Source organism: Blastococcus sp. SYSU D00922 (assembly GCF_054050495.1).
Map to the genome: position 1 here is coordinate 1 of NZ_JBJGZL010000019.1, position 19,985 is coordinate 19,985.

General features: G+C 73.5%; 18 protein-coding genes. 13 read left to right on the forward strand and 5 right to left on the reverse strand.

The genetic code is table 11. The features are described from left to right. Positions 1-235: 235 nt before the first annotated feature. The 6 genes from ACI78T_RS19405 (at position 236) to ACI78T_RS19430 (ending at position 4,935) form a co-directional block, all read left to right on the forward strand. Positions 236-463, forward strand: coding sequence for a helix-turn-helix domain-containing protein (locus ACI78T_RS19405; RefSeq protein WP_246985096.1), 228 nt, complete (start codon positions 236-238; stop codon positions 461-463). Further along, positions 460-1,242 (forward strand): enoyl-CoA hydratase/isomerase family protein, encoded by a 783-nt coding sequence (locus ACI78T_RS19410; protein WP_456559768.1) that lies wholly within the window; start codon positions 460-462, stop codon positions 1,240-1,242. Before ACI78T_RS19405 ends, ACI78T_RS19410 begins: the two co-directional genes overlap by 4 nt. 91 nt (positions 1,243-1,333) lie before the next feature. Then, on the forward strand, positions 1,334-3,226 hold the full coding sequence (locus ACI78T_RS19415) for an ABC transporter ATP-binding protein (RefSeq protein WP_456559769.1): 1,893 nt from the start codon (positions 1,334-1,336) through the stop codon (positions 3,224-3,226). Positions 3,227-3,275: 49 nt separating this feature from the next. Beyond that, positions 3,276-3,740: an SgcJ/EcaC family oxidoreductase gene (locus ACI78T_RS19420; protein ID WP_456559770.1), complete on the forward strand. Its 465-nt coding sequence runs from the start codon at positions 3,276-3,278 to the stop codon at positions 3,738-3,740. A 74-nt stretch (positions 3,741-3,814) separates the two neighbouring features. Continuing rightward, complete coding sequence (locus tag ACI78T_RS19425) at positions 3,815-4,627, forward strand: sulfurtransferase (protein WP_456559771.1); 813 nt, start codon at positions 3,815-3,817, stop codon at positions 4,625-4,627. A 29-nt stretch (positions 4,628-4,656) separates the two neighbouring features. Continuing rightward, positions 4,657-4,935 carry a hypothetical protein gene (locus ACI78T_RS19430; RefSeq protein ID WP_456559772.1) on the forward strand — a complete coding sequence of 93 codons (279 nt, stop codon included), beginning with the start codon at positions 4,657-4,659 and terminating at the stop codon, positions 4,933-4,935. Position 4,936: 1 nt separating this feature from the next. On the opposite strand, the gene ACI78T_RS19435 is transcribed toward ACI78T_RS19430, so the two are convergent. The 3 genes from ACI78T_RS19435 to ACI78T_RS19445 are packed head-to-tail and all read right to left on the reverse strand — an operon-like array spanning position 4,937 to position 9,249. Continuing rightward, complete coding sequence (locus ACI78T_RS19435; protein WP_456559773.1) at positions 4,937-5,629, reverse strand: sirohydrochlorin chelatase; 693 nt, start codon at positions 5,627-5,629, stop codon at positions 4,937-4,939. After that, the gene (locus tag ACI78T_RS19440; RefSeq protein WP_456559774.1) at positions 5,626-6,387 is read right to left on the reverse strand and encodes an SDR family oxidoreductase; all 762 of its coding nucleotides are present in this window, start codon (positions 6,385-6,387) and stop codon (positions 5,626-5,628) included. Before ACI78T_RS19440 ends, ACI78T_RS19435 begins: the two co-directional genes overlap by 4 nt. 24 nt (positions 6,388-6,411) lie before the next feature. Beyond that, positions 6,412-9,249 carry an aconitate hydratase gene (locus ACI78T_RS19445; protein WP_456559775.1) on the reverse strand — a complete coding sequence of 946 codons (2,838 nt, stop codon included), beginning with the start codon at positions 9,247-9,249 and terminating at the stop codon, positions 6,412-6,414. 259 nt (positions 9,250-9,508) lie between these two features. Here ACI78T_RS19445 and ACI78T_RS19450 point away from each other — a divergent pair, with 259 nt between their 5' ends. The 7 genes from ACI78T_RS19450 (at position 9,509) to ACI78T_RS19480 (ending at position 17,830) form a co-directional block, all read left to right on the forward strand. After that, positions 9,509-10,531, forward strand: coding sequence for a phosphatase PAP2 family protein (locus ACI78T_RS19450; RefSeq protein ID WP_456559776.1), 1,023 nt, complete (start codon positions 9,509-9,511; stop codon positions 10,529-10,531). After that, the gene (locus tag ACI78T_RS19455; protein ID WP_456559777.1) at positions 10,528-11,286 is read left to right on the forward strand and encodes an SIR2 family NAD-dependent protein deacylase; all 759 of its coding nucleotides are present in this window, start codon (positions 10,528-10,530) and stop codon (positions 11,284-11,286) included. Before ACI78T_RS19450 ends, ACI78T_RS19455 begins: the two co-directional genes overlap by 4 nt. A 49-nt stretch (positions 11,287-11,335) precedes the next feature. Then, positions 11,336-12,871: an AMP-binding protein gene (locus ACI78T_RS19460; RefSeq protein ID WP_456559778.1), complete on the forward strand. Its 1,536-nt coding sequence runs from the start codon at positions 11,336-11,338 to the stop codon at positions 12,869-12,871. Positions 12,872-13,157: 286 nt separating this feature from the next. After that, positions 13,158-14,429, forward strand: coding sequence for an NlpC/P60 family protein (locus ACI78T_RS19465; protein WP_456559779.1), 1,272 nt, complete (start codon positions 13,158-13,160; stop codon positions 14,427-14,429). 253 nt (positions 14,430-14,682) lie between these two features. Beyond that, positions 14,683-15,846 (forward strand): AAA family ATPase, encoded by a 1,164-nt coding sequence (locus ACI78T_RS19470; protein ID WP_456559780.1) that lies wholly within the window; start codon positions 14,683-14,685, stop codon positions 15,844-15,846. Next, entirely contained in the window at positions 15,843-16,877 is a 1,035-nt protein-coding gene (locus tag ACI78T_RS19475; protein WP_456559781.1) for a DUF58 domain-containing protein, read from the forward strand. Before ACI78T_RS19470 ends, ACI78T_RS19475 begins: the two co-directional genes overlap by 4 nt. Next, on the forward strand, positions 16,874-17,830 hold the full coding sequence (locus ACI78T_RS19480; protein WP_456559782.1) for a VWA domain-containing protein: 957 nt from the start codon (positions 16,874-16,876) through the stop codon (positions 17,828-17,830). The genes ACI78T_RS19475 and ACI78T_RS19480 overlap by 4 nt, the downstream gene beginning before the upstream one ends. 25 nt (positions 17,831-17,855) lie before the next feature. On the opposite strand, the gene ACI78T_RS19485 is transcribed toward ACI78T_RS19480, so the two are convergent. Beyond that, positions 17,856-18,827, reverse strand: a complete 972-nt coding sequence (locus tag ACI78T_RS19485; protein ID WP_456559783.1) for a quinone oxidoreductase family protein — start codon at positions 18,825-18,827, stop codon at positions 17,856-17,858. Positions 18,828-18,932: 105 nt separating this feature from the next. After that, positions 18,933-19,946 (reverse strand): helix-turn-helix domain-containing protein, encoded by a 1,014-nt coding sequence (locus tag ACI78T_RS19490; protein WP_456559784.1) that lies wholly within the window; start codon positions 19,944-19,946, stop codon positions 18,933-18,935. Positions 19,947-19,985 lie beyond the last annotated feature (39 nt).

Here is a 19,985-nt window from a genome sequence, read left to right on the forward strand (position 1 = left end):
GTGCGAACTCGTGGCCATCACGGCCTGATCGCCACGAGTTCGCACGGTTCGCGCGTTTGTCCGGCGTAGTTCCCTTTCGCGTGGCCGTGCATCTGGAGCTGGGTGATCATGGGTCTCGGGATGCCGTGGTCAGCGGGACGGCGGCACTCAGTGGACGGACTGCCAACACCGGTGACCGGTACGGCCGGTCGCGCCCGGTGCTGACATGGGCCGGCGGCTGACACGGAGGGGAGTCATGGCCGACTCGAGCACTGCGGACCTCGGCAAGGGCAAGCGCATCACCGGAGGGGACCGGTCGTCGCTGGCCGATGATCTCCGCAAGCGCTACGACGGCGGCGAGAGCATCCGGTCCCTGGCCACGTCCACGAACCGGTCCTACGGCTTCGTCCACCGCCTCCTGTCGGAGTCCGGGGCGACACTGCGCAGCCGCGGTGGAGCCAACCGGAATAGTAAGAAGGCGTGACCTCCTCTCCCTCTGCTTCGAACGGCTGGGTGCGCACGAGCCGGGACGGCGCCGTCCTCACCGTCACCCTCGACCGAGCCGACCAGCTCAACGCCCAGACGCCGGCCACCTGGGAGGCCCTCGCCGCCGTCGGTGCCTCGCTGGACGACGACGTCCGCGTCGTCGTGGTGCGTGGTGAGGGGCGCTCCTTCTCCGCCGGCCTCGACCGCAGCATGTTCAGCCCCGAGCCCTCGACCAACGGCGGCCTCGGCGAGCTCGGGCACATGTCCGCCGAGGAGGCCCAGGAACGCATCCGCGGCTACCAGGGCGGGTTCCGGTGGCTCCGGTCGCCGTCCATCGTCTCCGTCGCCGCGGTGCAGGGGCACGCGATCGGCGCCGGCGCCCAGCTGGCGCTCGCCTGCGACCTGCGGGTCTTCGCCGACGACGCGCAGCTGCGGCTGCCGGAGGCCACGCTCGGGCTGGTGCCGGACCTGACCGGCACCAGCACGCTCATGGAGCTGGTCGGCTACTCGCGCGCCATGGAGATCTGCCTGACCGGCCGCGCCGTCAAGGCCGCCGAGGCGCAGGCCATCGGGCTGGCGAACGCCGTCGTCCCGACCGGCGACCTCGACGCCGCGGTGGCCGACCTGGTCGCCGCGATCACGGCCACGCCGGTCGCCGCCAGCCGGGCGACGGCCGCGCTCGTGCGCTCCGCCGTGCGCAACGACCCCGAGGCGCAGGACGCCGCCGAGCGGGCCGCCCAGGTGGAGCGCCTGCACGAGCTGGCCGGGCGCCGCTGACCGATCCTGTCGTACCCGGCGAGGAGGATCGACCGGAACAGTCCCGCCGACACCGGTGTTGGCCGGGCTGACGAGAGGTGGCGGTGTGGACGTGAGCAGTCCGATGACGTCGATGGCCGCGATGCGGTCGTTCCGGCGCGATCCGTCGGTGACCGCGCGCGAGCTGCCGAAGGGGACGGTGCGGCGGATCCTCGGCGTCGCGCGCCCCTACCGGCGCGAGCTGACCTTTTTCCTGGCCCTGGTGGTGGGCTCCTCCCTGATCGGCGTCGTCACCCCGCTGCTGGCCGGCGACATCGTGAACCGGATCGCGGGTCTCGACGGGACGGCGGGCGACATCGTCCGCATCGCGCTGTTCATCGCCGGCCTGGCGGTGCTCGACGCGGCCATCTCGCTGGCCACCCGCTGGTACTCCGCGCGGATCGGCGAGGGCGTCATCTACGACCTGCGCAGCCGCGTCTTCGAGCACGTGCAGCGCATGCCGGTCGCCTTCTTCACCCGCACCCAGACCGGGGCCCTGGTCAGCCGGCTGAACAACGACGTCATCGGCGCTCAGCAGGCGTTCACCTCGACGCTGTCCGGCGTCGTCTCCAACGTGATCGGCCTGGTCCTGACCGGGGCCGTCATGCTGACGCTGTCCTGGCAGATCACCCTGCTCTCGCTGGTGATGGTGCCGCTGTTCGTCCTGCCGGCCCGGCGGATCGGGCGACGGCTGCAGGAGATCACGCGGGAGTCCTACGGGCTCAACGCCTCCATGAACGCCACCATGACCGAGCGGTTCAACGTCGCCGGCGCACTGCTGGTGAAGCTGTTCGGCCGCCCCTCGGTCGAGTCCGAGTCGTTCCGCGGGCGGGCCGCGCGGGTGCGCGACATCGGCGTCCTCTCGGCCATGTACGGCCGGTTCTTCTTCACCGCCCTGACGCTGGTCGCGGCCCTGGCGACGGCGCTGGTCTACGGCCTCGGCGGTTGGTTCGCGTTCAACGGCTCGCTCAGCCCCGGCGACGTCGTCGCGCTTGCGCTGCTGCTGTCACGGCTCTACGGGCCGCTCACCGCGCTGGCCAACGTCCGCGTCGACGTCATGAGCGCGATGGTCAGCTTCGACCGGGTCTTCGAGGTGCTGGACCTCGCGCCGATGATCGCCGAGGCGCCCGACGCCGTCCCGGTCCCGGCCGGCGACCGGTCGATCGAGTTCGACCACGTCTCCTTCAGCTACCCGTCGGCGCAGGACGTGTCGCTGCCGTCGCTGGAGGAAGTGTCGCTGCCCGAGCACGGCGGCCCGGTCGACGTGCTGCACGACGTCTCGTTCCGGGTGGAGCCCGGTCAGCTGGTGGCGCTCGTCGGTCACTCGGGTGCCGGGAAGTCGACGATCGCCAACCTGGTGCCGCGGCTGTACGACGTCACCGGCGGGGTGGTGCGGGTTGGCGGCATCGACGTCCGGACGGCGACCCTCCAGTCGCTGCGGGACTCGATCGGCGTGGTGAGCCAGGACGCGCACCTGTTCCACGACTCGATCCGCGCCAACCTGCTCTACGCCAAGCCGGAGGCGACCGAGGCCGAGCTGTGGTCGGCGCTCGAGGGGGCCCGGATCGCCGCGCTCGTGCGCTCGCTGCCCGAGGGCATGGACACCGTCGTGGGCGACCGCGGCTACCGCATGTCGGGCGGGGAGAAGCAGCGGCTGGCCATCGCCCGCGTGCTGCTCAAGGCGCCCGGCATCGTGATCCTCGACGAGGCGACCGCACACCTCGACAGCGAGTCCGAGGTGGCCGTCCAGCACGCGCTGGACGCGGCGCTCAGCGGCCGCACGTCGCTGGTGATCGCGCACCGGCTCTCGACGATCCGCAGCGCCGACCAGATCCTCGTCATCGAGAACGGTCGCGTTGCGGAGTCGGGCACGCACGATCAGTTGCTGGCGCTCGGGGGACGGTACGCCGATCTCTACCGGACCCAGTTCGCCGACGGCGAGCGTCGAACGGTCGAGGTCGCCTGAGCACTACCGTCACTCCTGTCCCAGTACGCGAAGAGGAGTACGAAGAAGCGTGACCGCAGCTCACCCGCAGGACGCCCAGATCCGCGCGCTCTACCACGCGTTCCTCGACGGGTGGAACCGCCGCAGCGGGGCGTCCGTGGCAGCCGGCTTCGCCGACGACGGGGACATCATCGGCTTCGACGGCACCCACCACCGCGGCCGCCTGTCGATCGCCGCCGACCTGCGGGCGATCTTCGGCAGCCACCAGACCGCCTCCTACGTCGGCGTCGTCCGCTCCGTGCGGCCCATCGCACCGGGCGTGGCCGTCCTGCTCGCCCACGCCGGGATGATCCCGCCGGGGGAGACCGACCTCGACCCGGCGCTGCACACCGTGCACACCCTGGTCGCGGTCGACGAGGGCGGCGGCCGCTGGCGGATCTCGCTGTTCCAGTCGACCCCCGCGCAGTTCCACGGCTTCCCCGAGGAGCGCGAGGCACTCACCCAGGAACTGCGCGGCCTGCTCGCCCCGCAGTGAGGCGTGAGCCTCGCAGCGGGGAAGGAGCGAGGAGCCGAGCGTCCCGCGGCAGCGGGCCGACGGGTCCAGCGAGCGTGCTGATCTCCGCCGCCGAGCTGCGGCGGTCCGGCCGTGCCGTGCTGCTCGACGTGCGGTGGGCGCTCGGCGACCCGCACGGCCGCGAGCACTACCGCGACGGCCACCTGCCCGGCGCCGTCTTCGTCGACCTCGAGACCGAGCTCGCCGGCCCGCCGTCGCCCGCGGCGGGCCGCCATCCGCTGCCGTCGTTACAGCGACTGCAAGCAGTCGCCAGACGGTGGGGGATCAGCACCGGCGACCGGGTGGTCGCCTACGACGCGACCGGTGGCCTCGCCGCGGCCCGTGCCTGGTGGCTGCTCCGCTGGGGCGGACTGGCCGGGGTCCGGCTGCTGGACGGCGGGCTCGACGCCTGGGTCCGCTCCGGTGGCGCGCTGGAGAGCGGTGACGTCGAACCGGAGCCCGGAGACGTCACGTTGACCGGTGAGGGCATGCCGGTGCTCTCCATGGAGGAGGCGGCCGCTCTCCCGTCGTCCGGGGTGCTGCTCGACGCCCGCGCCGGCGAGCGCTACCGGGGGGAGGTGGAGCCCGTCGACCCGCGGGCCGGCCACGTGTTCGGAGCGGTCAGCGCGCCGACGACCGAGAACCTCACCGACGACGGGACCTTCCGCCCGGCCGACGAGCTGCGCGAGCGGTTCGCCGCCCTGGGCGCCGAGCCGGGGACGACGGTCGGCGTCTACTGCGGCTCCGGCGTGACGGCCGCCCACGAGGTCGCCGCGCTGGCGGAGGCGGGCATCGACGCCGCCCTGTGGCCGGGCTCCTGGTCGCAGTGGTCGGCCGACCCGGCGCGCCCGGCGGCGACCGGAGCCTGAGCCCGCCGGGTTCCTGCCATGCTCCCGCCGTGCAGACCGACACCGCCCGCCCGGCCGGGCCGATCGTCCTCGCGGTTCTGGCCGGGATCGCCCACCTGGTGGTGGGCTACTTCTACCTGGCGGGCGGCCTCGTGATCCCCGGCCCGGTCCTGATCGTCCTGTGGCTGTTCTGGCTAGTCCTCGCCGCGGTGCTGGTCCGGCTGGCGCTGATCAGGTCGTGGTGGACGCCGGTCGTCCCGCTGACCGCCGCCGCCGTCCTCGCGCTGTCGCTCGTCGTGGGCGGGACCCTGCTGGGCTGGCAGGCGTGAGTCAGCTCAGCGCGGCGTCGTAGCGGTCGAGCAGGACGGCGGCGATCCGCTCGTCGGGCAGCAGGGGAGCGGTGACGACGTCGGCGCCCGCTCCCGCCAGCTTGTCGTGGAAGTGCCCCGGCGCGAGCAGGTAGGACGCGACGACGACGCGCTCCGCGCCGGCCCTCCGCGCGGCCGCCACCGCGTCGGGCACCGGCGGTCGCGCGGCCGAGCCGTAGCCGGTGGTCACCGGACCCGCCCACGACCGCTGGAGGAGGTCGGCGGTGTTCTCGACGTCCGCGACCGACCGCGGATCGCTGGAGCCCGCGGCCGCCAGGACCACCGCCGTGAGCGGGTCCTGCGGGTCGGCCCCGGCCTGCACCAGCCGGTCGTGCAGCACCTCCGCCAGCCGCGGGTCGGGCCCGAGCGGCCGGGCCGCGACCGCCGACTCCGCATCGGCCACGGCCCCCGCGATGTCGACGTGCACGTGGTAGCCGCCCGAGAGCAGCAGCGGCACGACCACCGCGGGGCGCCCCTCGGCAGACAGGCCGGCGACGACGTCCACCACGGTGGGTGGCTGCACGTCGACGAACGCCGCCGTCGTCACCAGGTCCGGACGCTGACGACGGGCGGCCAGCGCCAGCTCGGCGATCAACCGCCGACCGGTGGGGTTGCGGGTGCCGTGCGCGCAGGCGACGAGGACGGGCGCCGTCATGGACTGCGGAGGCGGCCGCCGTCGACGGCGACCATCGTGCCGGTGACGTAGGACGCCGCGGGGGAGAGCAGGAACGCGGCAACCCGTCCGAACTCCTCGGGCTGCCCCACGCGACCCAGCGGGATGGCCGCCTCGGTGCGCGCCCGGGCGGCCGCCGGATCACCGGACGCCGCCTCGATCTCGGCGATCCGGTCGGTGGCGATCGTCCCGGGCAGCACGCCGAAGACCCGGATGCCGCGCGGGCCGAGCTCGTCGGCCAGCGCCTTCGCCGTCATCGCCAGGCCCGGTCGCAGGCCGTTGGAGATGGCCAGGCCGCCGATCGGCTCGCGCACCGAGCTGGACAGGACCAGCCCGATCGCGGCGCCCTCGCCCAGGTGCGGCGCCAGCGCCTTGATCAGCCGGATCGGTCCGAGCAGGACGCTGTCGACGGCCGACCGCCAGTCGTCCTCGGCCACCTGCAGGACACCGCCGGGTGCGGGCCCACCGACCGAGAGGAGGGCACCGTCGAGCCGGCCGAGCCGGTCTCGCGCCTCGGCGACCAGCCGGCCGGCCGCGGCCGTGTCGGCGAGGTCCGCCGCCAGGCCGAAGGCGGACGGCTCGCCGCCGAGCGCCTGCGCGGCCGAGGCGACGCCGTCGGCGGACCGGGAGCTGACCATCACCCGGGCCCCGTCAGCGACGAGGGCCTGGGCGGTCGCGAACCCCAGCCCCCGGCTCGCGCCGGTGAGCAGGTATCCGCGACCACCCAGGCCCAGGTCCACGGTGGTGTGCCGGTCAGGCGGCCGTCAGGCGGCGCTGCCGCGCAGCGACCGCAGGACGTACTGCATGATCCCGCCGTTGCGGTAGTAGTTCGCCTCACCGGGGGTGTCGATGCGGACGCGGGCGTCGAACTCGACGTCCCCGGCCTTCACCTTGACCGTGCGGGGCACCGAGCCGTCGTTCAGCGCGGTGATCCCGGTGATCGTGAACTCCTCCTCACCGGTCAGGCCCAGCGACTCGCGGTTCTGGCCCTCCGGGAACTGCAGGGGCAGGACGCCCATGCCGATGAGGTTGGAGCGGTGGATCCGCTCGTAGCTCTCGGCGATGACCGCCTTGACGCCCAGCAGCGCGGTGCCCTTGGCCGCCCAGTCGCGCGACGAGCCCGAGCCGTACTCCTTGCCGGCCAGCACGACCAGCGGGATGCCGGCCTCCTGGTAGGCGACGGAGGCGTCGTAGATCGTCGTCGTCTCGCCGGTCAGGTGGTTCTTGGTGACGCCACCCTCGGTGCCGGGCACCAGCAGGTTGCGCAGCCGGATGTTGGCGAAGGTGCCGCGGATCATCACCTCGTGGTTCCCGCGCCGGGACCCGTAGGAGTTGAAGTCGCGACGGTCGACGCCGTGCTCGCGCAGGTACTTGCCCGCGGGGCTGTCGGCCTTGATCGAACCGGCCGGCGAGATGTGGTCGGTGGTCACCGAGTCACCGAGCACCGCGAGGGTGCGGGCGCCGCTGATGTCCTCGACCGGGGCCGGCTCGGCCGGCATGCCCTCGAAGTACGGAGGACGACGGACGTAGGTGCTCTCCGCGTCCCAGTCGAAGGTGTCACCGGTCGGCGTGGGCAGGTTCTGCCACTGCTCGGTGCCGGCGAAGACGTCCTCGTAGCTGCGGCCGAACTGCTCCGCCGACACCGCGTGGTCGATGACCCGCTGGACCTCCTGCGGGGAGGGCCAGATGTCGCGGAGGAAGACGTCGTTGCCGTCCTGGTCCTGACCCAGCGGGTCGTTGTTCAGGTCGAAGTCCATCGACCCGGCCAGGGCGTAGGCGATGACCAGCGGCGGGGACGCCAGGTAGTTCATCTTGACGTCGGGGTTGATCCGGCCCTCGAAGTTGCGGTTGCCCGAGAGCACCGAGACGACGGCGAGGTCGGCCTCGTTCACAGCGTTGGACACCGGCTCGGGGAGCGGGCCGGAGTTGCCGATGCAGGTCGTGCAGCCGTAACCGACCAGGTAGAAGCCCAGCTTCTCCAGGTACGGGGTGAGCTCGGCCTTCTCGTAGTAGTCCATGACGACCTTGGACCCGGGGGCCAGCGTCGTCTTGACCCACGGCTTGGTGGCCAGGCCCCGCTCGACGGCGTTCTTGGCCAGCAGCGCCGCGCCGATCATCACCTGCGGGTTCGAGGTGTTGGTGCAGGAGGTGATCGCGGCGATCACCACGTGGCCGTGGTCGATCTCGGTCTCGGTGCCGTCCTCCATGACCACCCGCGTGGGCTTGGAGGCCCGCTGGCCGTTCCCGTTGCCGGTGACGGCGGTGTGCGGCTTGCCGGCCTCGCCGTTGCCGTGGGCGAAGGGGCTGGCCGGGTCGGAGGCCGGGAAGGTCTCCTCGACCGACTCGTCGACGCTGGAGCCGGTGTCGCGCGGGGCGTCGTCGTCGTCCTTCTGCATCTCGTCGATCGGCGCGTAGGTGGGCAGCGCCTCGCGGAAGGAGGCCTTGGCGTCGGTGATCGCGACCCGGTCCTGCGGGCGCTTCGGGCCGGCGATCGAGGGGACGACGGTGCCGAGGTCGAGCTCGAGGTACTCGGAGAACGCCGGCTCGCGCGACGGGTCGTGCCAGAGGCCCTGCTCCTTGGCGTAGGTCTCGACCAGCGCCACCTGCTCGGCGGAGCGACCCGTGAGCTTCAGGTAGGTGATGGTCTCCTCGTCGATGGGGAACATCGCCGCGGTGGAGCCGAACTCCGGGCTCATGTTGCCGATCGTGGCGCGGTTGGCCAGCGGCACCGCCGACACGCCCTCGCCGTAGAACTCGACGAACTTCCCGACCACGCCGTGCTGGCGCAGCATCTCGGTGATCGTGAGGACCAGGTCGGTCGCCGTGGCGCCGTCCGGCAGCTGGCCGAAGAGCTTGAAGCCCACGACGCGGGGGATGAGCATCGAGACGGGCTGGCCGAGCATCGCGGCCTCGGCCTCGATGCCGCCGACGCCCCAGCCCAGGACGCCCAGGCCGTTGACCATCGTGGTGTGCGAGTCCGTGCCCACGCAGGTGTCGGGGTAGGCGACGACGCGGTCGCCCTCCTGGCGCGGGAAGACCACGCGGGCCAGGTGCTCGATGTTGACCTGGTGGACGATGCCGGTGCCCGGGGGGACGACCTTGAAGTCGCTGAACGCGCCCTGGCCCCAGCGGAGGAACTGGTAGCGCTCGCCGTTGCGCTCGTACTCGATCTCGACGTTGCGCTGGAACGAGTCCTCGGTGCCGAAGATGTCGGCGATGACGGAGTGGTCGATGACCAGCTCGGCCGGGGCGAGCGGGTTGATCTTCTGCGGGTCCCCGCCGAGGTCGGCCATGGCCTCGCGCATGGTGGCGAGGTCGACGATGCAGGGGACGCCGGTGAAGTCCTGCATGACCACGCGGGCCGGCGTGAACTGGATCTCCTGGTCGGGCTCGGCCGACGGGTCCCAGTTCGCCAGCGCGCGGATGTGGTCGGCGGTGATGTCCGCGCCGTCCTCGGTGCGCAGCAGGTTCTCGAGGAGGACCTTCAGGCTGAAGGGCAGCTTCTCGGAGCCCTCCACCGCGTCGAGCCGGTAGATGTCGTAGTCGGTCCCGTCGACGGAGAGCGTCGACCGGGCTCCGAAGCTGTCCTTGCTGGCTGCCACTTCTTTGCGCCTACCCCTCGCTGGTTCGTCGCGTGCTGGTTCCTCACGGCTGGTTCACGCGCTCGTGTCCACCCCCGATCATCCCAGTTCAGCGCCAGGAGCACCGGGTCAGGCAACCCTTCCTTCACCCGGTGACGTCGGTCACGAGCGCGAACCCCGGCGCCCCAGTGGTCACTGCGACCCCGCCAGCTGCCGCCGCGGGGTGAACTCGCGCTGATTTCCTGGTGGCCGGGCGGTGCGGCGCCTAGCGTCCCGCGCCATGACCGCGGTCGAGACGACGCCGCTCGCCGGGGCGATCCCGAGCCCGCGGACCTCCGTGCACGAGCTGCCGGCGCAGGTCCGCCCCGAGGTGCCCGCGACGCCCCAGAGCCGTACCCGCCGGGTGCTCCTGCGGCGGCTGCTGTTCCTCGGGCTGGTGCTCGCCTTCGCGGGGACGTGCCTCCTGCACGGGCTCCCCACCGACCGCGTCGTCCTGCTGGGCTGGGTCGTCGGCGGCCTGGGCGTCTACGCGGTCGCGGACGGGGTCCGCCGCCTCGGCCGGCTGGTCGTCGACTGGTTGCCGCTCGTCGCCCTGCTCCTGGCGTACGACGCGAGCCGCGGGTTCGCCGACGGGTTCGGCGCCCCGGTCCACGTGACCGAGCCGGCCGCCGTCGATCGGTGGCTCGGCTTCGGCGCGCTGCCCACCGTCGTCCTGCAGGAGCACTGGGACGCCGACTGGTGGCACGCGGTGGCGACGCTGGTCTACGCCAGCCACTTCGTCGTCACGCCGCTGGTCCTGGGCGTCCTGTGGGTGCGCAACCGGCAGCGGTGGGTGCGCTACGCCCGCCTCGTCGTCGGGCTCTCGGCCGCGGGGCTGGCCACGTACGTGCTCTACCCGGCCGCGCCGCCCTGGCTCGCGGCGAAGGACGGCGTCATCGAGCCGGTGCGGCGGCTCAGCGGCACGGGCTGGGAGGTGCTCGGGCTGCCGCGCGCCGGCGCCCTGCTCGCCGACAGCCAGGGCCAGGTCAACCAGGTGGCCGCGGTGCCCTCGCTGCACACCGCCTTCGCCGTCCTCACCTGCCTGGCCCTGCTGCCGGTCGCCCGTCGGACGTGGCAGCGGGTCCTGCTGCTGGCCTACGGGCCGGCGATGGCGCTGGTCCTCGTGTGGGCGGGGGAGCACTACGTCGTCGACACCCTGCTGGGTGCCCTGTACGCGGTCGCGGTGGTGGCGGTCGCCGGCCGGGCGCGGCCGGCGCTGCGCAGGCTCCGCGGACGGACCGCAGCTCCTACCGTGGAGGCGTGACCGGAGCCGTCCCCGAGCCGCTGCCCGCCTGGCTGACCGGGGCGCGCCGGGTCGTCGTCCTCACCGGTGCCGGCATCTCGACCGAGAGCGGCATCCCGGACTACCGCGGGCCGAACGGCGTCTGGACCAAGGACCCGGACGCCGAGAAGCTCGTGACGCTCTCGTACTACATGGCCGATCCAGGGATCCGGCGCCGCTCGTGGCTGCTGCGGCAGGCGATGCAGGACGCCGACCCGCAGCCGAACGCGGGGCACCGGGCGCTGGTCGAGCTGGAGCGGCAGGGGCGGCTGCGCGCGCTCGTCACGCAGAACATCGACGGCCTGCACCAGGCGGCGGGCTCCGACCCCGACCTGGTGCACGAGATCCACGGCACCGTGCACGAGGTCGTCTGCACCGACTGCGGCGACCGGACGTCGATCCGCGAGGCGCTAGACCGCGTCGCGGCCGGTGAACCCGATCCGGCCTGCGAGCGGTGCGGCGGCATCCTGAAGACGGCGACCGTCTATTTCGGCCAGCTGCTCGACGAGCGCGTGGTCGAGGCGTGCACGGCCGCGGCGGCCGACTGCGACGTCTTCCTCGCCGTCGGCACTTCGCTGCAGGTGTGGCCGGCGGCGGGCCTGGCCGAAGTCGCGGTCGGCTCGGGTGCCCGGCTGGTCGTCGTCAACGCCCAGGAGACGCCCTACGACTGGACCGCGGACCTCGTCGTCCGGGAGCCGATCGGCGCCGCCCTCCCACGGCTGGTCGCCCCCGCCTGATGCCCGTTAGCGTGGCGGGCACCACAGCCTGAGCACCCGGGAGCCGGCCATGCGCGTGCCCTTGACCACCCGTGACTTCCTCGACCGGGCCGAGCTGGTCTACGGCGACCGCGTCGGGATCGTGGACGAGCCGACCCAGCCCGCGCCGTCCCTCGGGGACGTGACCTACCGGGAGGTGGCGCGCCGCGGCCGTGCGCTGCAGGCGGGGCTCGACGCGCTCGGGGTCGGCGAGGGCGAGCGGGTCGCGATCGTCAGCCACAACGCCGGCCGGCTGCTGGAGCTGCTGCTCTCGGTGCCGTCGTCCGGCCGGGTCGCGGTGCCGATCAACTTCCGGCTCTCGCCGGAGGAGGTCAGCTACATCGTCGGGCACAGCGGCGCGCGGGTGCTGCTGGTCGACCCGGAGCTGGAGTCCACGCTCAAGGGGATCGAGACCGAGTACCGGTTCGGCACGGGGGAGGAGTACGAGCAGCTGCTCGACTTCGACGCCGAGCCCCGGCCGTGGGCGGAGCCGGACGAGGACGCGACCGCGACCATCAACTACACGAGCGGGACGACCGCGCGCCCCAAGGGCGTGCAGATGACCCACCGCAACCTGTGGGTCAACGCGGTCACGTTCGGCATGCACATGCAGGTCAGCGACCGCGACGTGTACCTGCACACGCTGCCGATGTTCCACTGCAACGGCTGGGGGCTGCCCTACACGATGGCCGGCCTCGGGGCCCGGCAGGTCGTGCTGCGCAAGGTGGACGGCGCGGAGATCCTCCGCCGCGTCGACCAGCACGGCGTGACGATCATGGCCGGGGCGCCGGCGGTCTGGAACGCCGTCCTGGAGGCCGCCGCCGACTGGGACGGCGAGATCCCCGGCCGCGACCGGGTGCGGATCGTCGTGGCCGGCGCGCCCCCGCCCTCGAAGACCATCGCGCGGGTCGAGCAGGAGCTCGGCTGGGAGTTCAACCAGATCTACGGCCTCACCGAGACCGCGCCGCTGCTCACGATCAACCGCCCGCGCGCGGAGTACGACGAGCTGGAGCCGGAGGAGCGGGCGAAGAAGCTGTCGCGGGCGGGCGTGCCGGCCCTGGGCATCCGACTGCGGACCAGCGAGTCGGGTGAGGTGCTCGCACAGGGCAACGTCGTCCTGCAGGGCTACTGGGAGAACCCGGACGCCTCCGCCGAAGCACTCGAGGGCGGCTGGTTCCACACCGGGGACGGCGGATCGATCGACGAGGGCGGCTACGTGACGATCTCCGACCGGAAGAAGGACGTGATCATCACCGGCGGCGAGAACGTGTCGTCGATCGAGGTGGAGGACGTCGTCTTCAGCCACCCGGCGGTCGCGGAGGTGGCCGTCATCGGCGTCCCGGACGACAAGTGGGGCGAGATGGTCACCGCGATCGTCGTCGTGGGCGAGGGGGAGCAGGTCACCGAGGAGGAGATCGTCGCCCACTGCCGCGGGAAGATCGCCGGCTACAAGATCCCCAAGCGGATCGAGTTCCGGGACGAGCTGGCGCGCACCGCCACCGGCAAGGTGCAGAAGTTCAAGCTGCGCGAGTCGTTCTGGAAGGACTCCGAGCGCCAGGTGAACTGACGCGCTCCGGGCTCGATCCGGGCCCCTTCTCCGGGTAAGACGGGGCCCGGGACGGCGTGCAGAGCCCTGGTTCCCCGAAGCAGGGGTGGGCGCTCGTCGAGCGTCGTCACCCGCGCGGGGCGTCTCCCCCCTAGGGGTGAGACGCGTTCAGGGGCTGTCCCCGTACGACCGATCTTGACCGCGATGGCGCCCTGCCGGGCGCCGCGTGTGTCGAGAGGCGCCGGCCCCCGGGCCGAATGCGCCGGAAGAGGTTGCATCGGTGGACAGCGGTACGCGGAGCACGACCGTGCGGAGCGCCCGTCGCGTGGTGGCCAGGGTCGGCGGTCTCGCCGTCGTCGCCAGCTGCCTCCTCGCCGTCCCCGGGACCGCATCGGCGGCGCCACGCAACCCCAGCGACGCCCAGCTCAGCGAGGCGCAGCAGGCCAAGGCCGACGCGGCCGCCCGCGTCGGTGAGATCACCGCCCAGCTCGCCCAGGCGCGGGCCGGTGCGGACGCGGCGCACCAGGCCGCGCTGATCGCGCTGCAGGACTACGAGGACAAGCAGGCCGCCTACGAGACGGCGCAGGTCGCCGCGGACGCCGCGGCAGCCGCGGCCGCGCAGGCGGCGGCCGACCTGGCGGCGGGCCGCGACGACGTCGTCGCCTTCGCGCGGGCCAGCTTCATGCGGGGGAACAGCGACCCCGGCATGGTCGCGCTGCTGAGCGCTGGTGGCCCTGCGGAGCTGATCCAGCGCGCCGCACTGCTCGACGCCGCCGGCACGCACAAGACCGACGTCGTCGCCCAGCTCACCGTCCTCGAGGGCCAGGCGACCGCCGCCGACCAGTCCGCCCGGCAGGCGGTCGACGAGGCCGCCTTCCTCAAGAGCGAGGCCGAGACGCTGCTGGTGAGCGCCCAGTCGCAGGAGATCTCCGCGCGGGCGCAGGCCGACGCGATCGACGCGCAGGAGGACGCGCTGCAGGCGGAGCTCCAGCAGGCGGAGCAGGTCCTGTTCCGCCTGGAGGGCGCCCGGACCGCCGCGCAGCAGGAGGCTGCCCGGCAGGCCGCGGCCGCCGCCGAGGCCGCGGCCCGCCCCTCGACCCCGGCGCCCGCCCCGGCACCGCGTCCGGTCACCGGCAGTCCGGCCGGTCCGCCGTCGACCTCGGCCGCGCAGACCGCGATCGCCGCAGCCCGGACCCAGCTGGGAGTCGCCTACTCCTGGGGTGGCGGCGGGAGCAGTGGACCGTCCTACGGCATCTCGCCCGACACGCAGGTGTTCGGCTTCGACTGCTCGGGCCTGACCCAGTACGCCTACGCGCGGGCCGGCATCGCCATCGGTGGAACCAGCCGCGACCAGTGGTGGCTCAACCGCAACAAGCAGGTCGCCCTGGGCGACCTGCAGCCCGGTGACCTGCTCTTCTGGGGCGGCAACCGCAACGACTACATGTCGATCACGCACGTGGCCATCTACATCGGCGGCGGCGAGATGATCGAGGCCCCCGACCGGGGCCAGGTGGTCCAGGTGGCCCGCGCGCGCACCTCGAGCTCGACGTACTTCGGCGCGGTGCGCCCGTCGGCCTGATCGGTGCGGCAACCCGGGGAGTCGTCACCCGGGCGCGAGATGAGGGCGTCGGGCAGCCACGGGGGGAGCTGCCCGACGCACCGGCAAGGCTAGCAGTCCGAGGCCCGTCCGGGCAGGGGTGTGGACGACGGAACGGCGGCGCCGCGGAGCGTCGGCCCGGCGTGCCCGCCGCGCGAGTACCCGGCTGCGGAAGGTGTAGGACACTGGGTCGCAGGGGTGGGACGCACCGCCCCGTCGACGACCAGGGAGCCCCGTGAGCAGCGCTGCCAGCACGCCGATCGAGACCACCCCCGCACCGGTGCCCCCGTCGGTCGACGCGCAGCGGCTCGAGCGGGTCCTCTTCGAGATCAAGCGCGTCATCGTCGGGCAGGACCGCCTCGTCGAGCGGATGCTCGTCGCTCTCCTGGCGCGCGGCCACGTCCTCCTCGAGGGCGTGCCCGGCGTGGCGAAGACCCTCGCCGTCGAGACGCTGGCCACCGCGGTCGGCGGCAGGTTCGCTCGCCTGCAGTTCACCCCGGACCTCGTCCCGGCCGACATCATCGGCACCCGGATCTACAAGGCCGGGCAGGACGCCTTCGAGACCGAGCTCGGGCCGGTCTTCGCCAACTTCGTGCTGACCGACGAGATCAACCGCGCGCCCGCCAAGGTGCAGTCGGCGCTGCTCGAGGTCATGGCCGAGCGGCAGGTCTCCATCGGCGGCGTCACGCACCCGCTGCCCGACCCGTTCCTCGTGCTGGCCACGCAGAACCCGATCGAGTCCGAGGGCGTCTACCCGCTCCCCGAGGCCCAGCGCGACCGGTTCCTGATGAAGGTGCTCGTCGACTACCCGAGCCCCGAGGAGGAGCGGGAGATCGTCTACCGCATGGGCTCCGAGCCGCCCGTGCCCGAGACGGTCCTGAGCCCCGGCGAGCTGCCGCGGCTGCAGAAGGCCGCGTCGCAGGTCTTCGTCCACCACGCGCTCGTCGACTACGTCGTCCGCCTCGTCGTCGCCACCCGGACGCCGCGCGAGCACGGCATGGAGGACGTCGCGACGTGGGTGTCCTACGGCGCCAGCCCGCGTGCCTCCCTCGGCCTGATCGCGGCCAGCCGGGCCCTCGCGCTGGTCCGCGGCCGCGACTACGTGCTCCCGCAGGACGTCCTGGACGTGACCGCGGACGTGCTGCGCCACCGCCTGGTGCTGTCCTACGACGCGCTGGCCGACGGCGTGCCGGCCGACCACATCGTCAAGCGCATCGTGCAGACGGTCCCGCTGCCGCAGGTCGCCCCGCGGCAGAACGCGACGGGCTTCGGGCCCGGGTCCCCGGGCGGCCCGCACGTCCCGCACTTCGGCCCCCCGCAGGGCCCGCCGCAGCAGGCGCCGGAGCACCCGGCCGCGCCGTCGTCCAACGGGTACGCACAAGGGCCCCACCCGGCGTGATCCTGCGTCGTCGGGCGAGCCAGCAGCCCCAGCCCGGACCCGAGCACCCGGGGCTGCTCCTGCACCCGGCGACCCCGGGTTCCGCGGTCGAGCCGGGTGGCGACGACCGCGACGGCGCGCCGCCGCGGTTCACCGACGGTCCCGCCGACGTGCTGCTGCGCCGGTTGGAGCTCACCGTGCGGCGGCGGCTCGACGGCCTGCTGCAGGGCGACCACCTCGGCCTCGTGCCCGGGTCCGGCTCGGAGGCCGGCGACTCCCGCACCTACCACCCCGGGGACGACGTCCGGCGGATGGACTGGCCGGTCACCGCGCGCACCCAGGTGCCGCACGTCCGCGAGACGATCGCCGACCGCGAGCTGGAGACCTGGGCCGTCGTCGACCTGTCCGCCAGCCTCGACTTCGGGACGGCGAACTGCCAGAAGCGCGACCTCGCGATCGCCGGCCTCGCCGCGGTGGGCCACCTGACCGTGCACGGCGGCAATCGCCTGGGCGCGGTCGTCACGACGGGGGAGCGGGTCGACCGCTACCCGGCCATGCCCGGGCGGCTGGCGGCGGAGCGGCTGCTGCGCTCGGTCGTCGCCACCCCCCGGGCGGCGAGCGGGCGGCGCGGTGACCTGGCGGCCGCCCTGGAGACCCTGCGCCGGCCGCACCGGCGCCGCGGCCTCGTCGTCGTCATCTCCGACTTCCTCGGCGACAGCGACTGGGAGCGGCCGCTGCGCGGGCTCGGCACCCGTCACGACCTGCTGGCCATCGAGGTCGTCGACCCGCGCGAGCTCGAGCTCCCGGACGTGGGCCTGCTGACCGTCGTCGACCCGGAGAGCGGCCAGACGCTCGAGGTGCCGACCGGCAACGCCGAGTTCCGCGCCCGGTTCGCCGCCGGCGCCGCCGCCCAGCGCGAGGAGGTCGCGGCCACCCTGCGCCGCGCGGGAGCCGGCCACCTGCGGCTGCGGACCGACCGCGACTGGCTCATGGACGTCGTCAGGTTCGTCGCCGAGCGCCGGCGCGCAGGCAGCGGAGGAGCGTCCCGATGACCTTCCAGTCACCCCTGTGGCTGCTGGCGCTGCTGGCCGTCGCCGCGCTGGTCGCCTTCTACGTCGTGATCCAGCTGCGGCGGAAGGCCTACGCGGCCCGGTTCACCAACGTGGCGCTGCTGGGCTCGCTCGTGCCCAAGCGCCCCGGCTGGAAGCGCCACCTGGCGTTCGCCGTCGTCGCCCTGGGGATCGCGACGCTCGTGGTGTCCCTGGCCGTCCCGAGCACCGAGGTTCGGGTGCCGCGCGAGCGGGCGACGGTGATCATGGCGGTCGACGTGTCGCTGTCGATGCAGGCCACCGACATCGAGCCCGACCGCTTCCGGGCGATGCAGACGGCGGCGAAGGAGTTCGTCGACGTCCTGCCCGAGCGGATCAACCTCGGGCTGGTCTCCTTCGCCGGGACGGCGACCACCGTCGTGCCGCCGACCACCGACCGGGTGCAGGTGTCGGGCGCCATCGACAACCTCGACCTCGCCGAGGCGACGGCGATCGGCGAGGCGGTGTTCACCTCGCTGAGCGCGATCGAGAACTTCCAGTCGACGCTCGAGGCGGCCGAGGAGGAGGCCGCTCCGGCCCGGATCGTCCTGCTGTCCGACGGCTACAACACCGTCGGCCGCGAGGACACCCAGGCGATCGACGCCGCCCGCGCGGCCGGCGTCCCGGTCTCGACGATCGCGTTCGGCACCGACTACGGGACCCTCGACCTCGACGGCGAGACGGTGCCCGTCCCGGTCGACCGGGCGACGCTGGAGGAGATCGCCGACGCCACCGGCGGCAGCTACAGCGAGGCGGCCAGCGCCGCGGAGCTGGAGGAGGTGTACGCCGACCTGGGCAGCCAGATCGGCTACACGACCGAGCCGCAGGACGTCAGCTACTGGTTCGTCCGCGTGGGTGTCGTCCTCGCCCTGCTGGGCGCCGTCCTCAGCCTCTTCTGGACCAACCGCCTCGTGTGAGCTTTCTGTACAGAAAGCTCGTGGATCAGGCCTTCGGGTCGACGACGAGCTTGCCGGTGGACCGGCGGGCCAGCAGGTCCTCGTGCGCCTGGCGCACCTGCGACAGCGGGTAGCGCCCGCCGACGACCGGCCTCAGCACGCCGTCAGCCACCATCGGCAGCAGGTCGTGCATCGCGGCGTCCATCATCTGCGGGCGCGCCATGCAGTGGGCCAGCCAGAATCCGATGACCGCGCGGCTGGTGCCCATGAGCGAGGGTGCCTGCACCGGCTTCGGCGGCACGCGGCCGGCCATGCCGTAGGCGGCGAGCCGGCCGAACGGGGCCAGCGCCGACATCGCGCCGTCGAAGACCCTTCCGCCGGTCATCTCCAGGACGATGTCGACCTTCTTGCCGCCGTTGGCCTCGCGGAGGGCGGCGGTGAAGGCCTTGGGGTCGTCCTCGGCGAGCGCGGGGTCGACGGTGGCGTCGGCGCCGAGCTCCTGGCACAGGGCGCGCTTCTCCGCGCTGGAGGCGGTGGCGATGACCCGGCCCGCGCCCCAGTGCTTCGCGAGCTGGATCGCCAGGCTGCCGACGCCGCCGGCACCGGCGATGACGACGACGGACTCGCCCGCGGCGAGGTGCGTGCTGGTGCGCAGCAGGTGCCACGCGGTCGCCCCCTGCAGGACGACGGCCAGCGCCTGCTCGTCGCTCACGCCGTCCGGCACCGCCCAGGTGAGGGGGTCGTGCGCGACGACCCGCTCCGCATAGCCGCCGCCGTCGAGCAGCCCGACGACCCGCTGCCCGCCGCCGACCGGCGTGCCGACGAACTCGGCACCCGGGATCAGCGGCAGCTGCTGCTGGGCGAGGTAGGAGTTCTCGATCTGGTGGGTGTCGGCGTAGTTCACGCCCGCCGTCGAGACGTCGTACAGCTGCTGGCCGGGACCGGCCTCCGGCTCGGCGACGTCGACGAGCTCGAGGACCTCGGGACCGCCGAAGCGGGTGATCTGCACGGCACGCATGCCCCGAGGCTAGGGCCTCGACGAACGGGCGAACGGCCGGGGAGGAGCGCAGCGGCGTGGCCAGCCGTCCTCGCATCCACGAGCGCCAGGGCGACGACCTCGCGGCTAGGCCCCCGCGGTCGCCGGGGTCGTGCGCCCGGACCACCACGCCGGGGGAGCCGAGGTGATCGAGGCGCTGCGCCGCCAGTCGCGAGGTGTCGTCCCGAAGGCCTGGCGGAAGCGGCGGCTGAAGTACGAGGGGTCCGTGAAACCCCAGCGCCGCGCGACCACGGCGATCGGTCGATCGCGGTGGGCCCGGTCGGAGAGGTCCCTGCGTGCTCCCTCCAGCCGCTGGCGGATCGTCCACTGCTCGAGGCTGAAGTCGGCCGCCGCGCAGAGCCGGTACAGCTGGCGGACCGAGATGGCGTGCGCCGCCGCGATCTGCTCGACGCCGAGGCCCGGCTCGGTGAGGTGCTGCCTGACGTAGCTGCGGACCTGGGTCAGCAGGGTCTCCTCGACGACGTCGTCCACGGACCGGCCGGCGGCGCCGGCCGAGGCGAGGAGCGCACGTGTCAGGTCGAAGGTCGCGGCGGCGACCGACGGCGCGGTCGCATCGGAGGACAGCAGCTCCGCATCCCGGCTCAGCTGCGCCAGGTGGACGCGCACCAACCCGTAGAGGGGGCTGCGGTGGACACGGGGGAGGGCTCGGCGGACCACATCGACGGGCAGCCCGAGACGGTCGACGGGCAACTGCACCGCCCGGCAGACGCCCGGCCCGGAGCAGTGGTACCGGAAGGGGGACGTGACCTCGGTCGCGGCCAGGCTGCCGCGCGGCACCACGCGCCGGCGGCCGAGGTGCTCGTGCAGGGCGACGCCCTGTTCCTGGACGGCGAAGGAGACCACCGGCGCCGCATCGGAGCCGATCTGACGACGTGAGCGGCTCAGCGTCAGCTCGCCGGACAGCTCCAGGCGCACCACCGAGACGCCACCGAGCTCCCAGGCGTCGAGCCGGGCCCGCGCGGGCTGGCGCGGGTCGGCGAAGCGGATGCGGGAGACCAGGACCGCCTCGAGCCGCTCGGCGACCCGGGCCGGCCGGCGTGCGGCGGGATCCAGCCCGTCGGTGTCGAGGAGGGTGACCACCGGCGCTCCCTGCGGGACGACCAGGCGAGGCTTCTGACC

Bases quoted from the DNA above. Each gene is read 5' to 3' on its own strand.
- ACI78T_RS19405 (WP_246985096.1), top strand. From the start codon at position 236: ATGGCCGACTCGAGCACTGCGGACCTCGGCAAGGGCAAGCGCATCACC.
- ACI78T_RS19435 (WP_456559773.1), bottom strand. From the start codon at position 5,629: ATGACGGCGCCCGTCCTCGTCGCCTGCGCGCACGGCACCCGCAACCCC.
- ACI78T_RS19450 (WP_456559776.1), top strand. From the start codon at position 9,509: ATGACCGCGGTCGAGACGACGCCGCTCGCCGGGGCGATCCCGAGCCCG.
- ACI78T_RS19460 (WP_456559778.1), top strand. From the start codon at position 11,336: ATGCGCGTGCCCTTGACCACCCGTGACTTCCTCGACCGGGCCGAGCTG.
- ACI78T_RS19480 (WP_456559782.1), top strand. From the start codon at position 16,874: ATGACCTTCCAGTCACCCCTGTGGCTGCTGGCGCTGCTGGCCGTCGCC.
- ACI78T_RS19485 (WP_456559783.1), bottom strand. From the start codon at position 18,827: ATGCGTGCCGTGCAGATCACCCGCTTCGGCGGTCCCGAGGTCCTCGAG.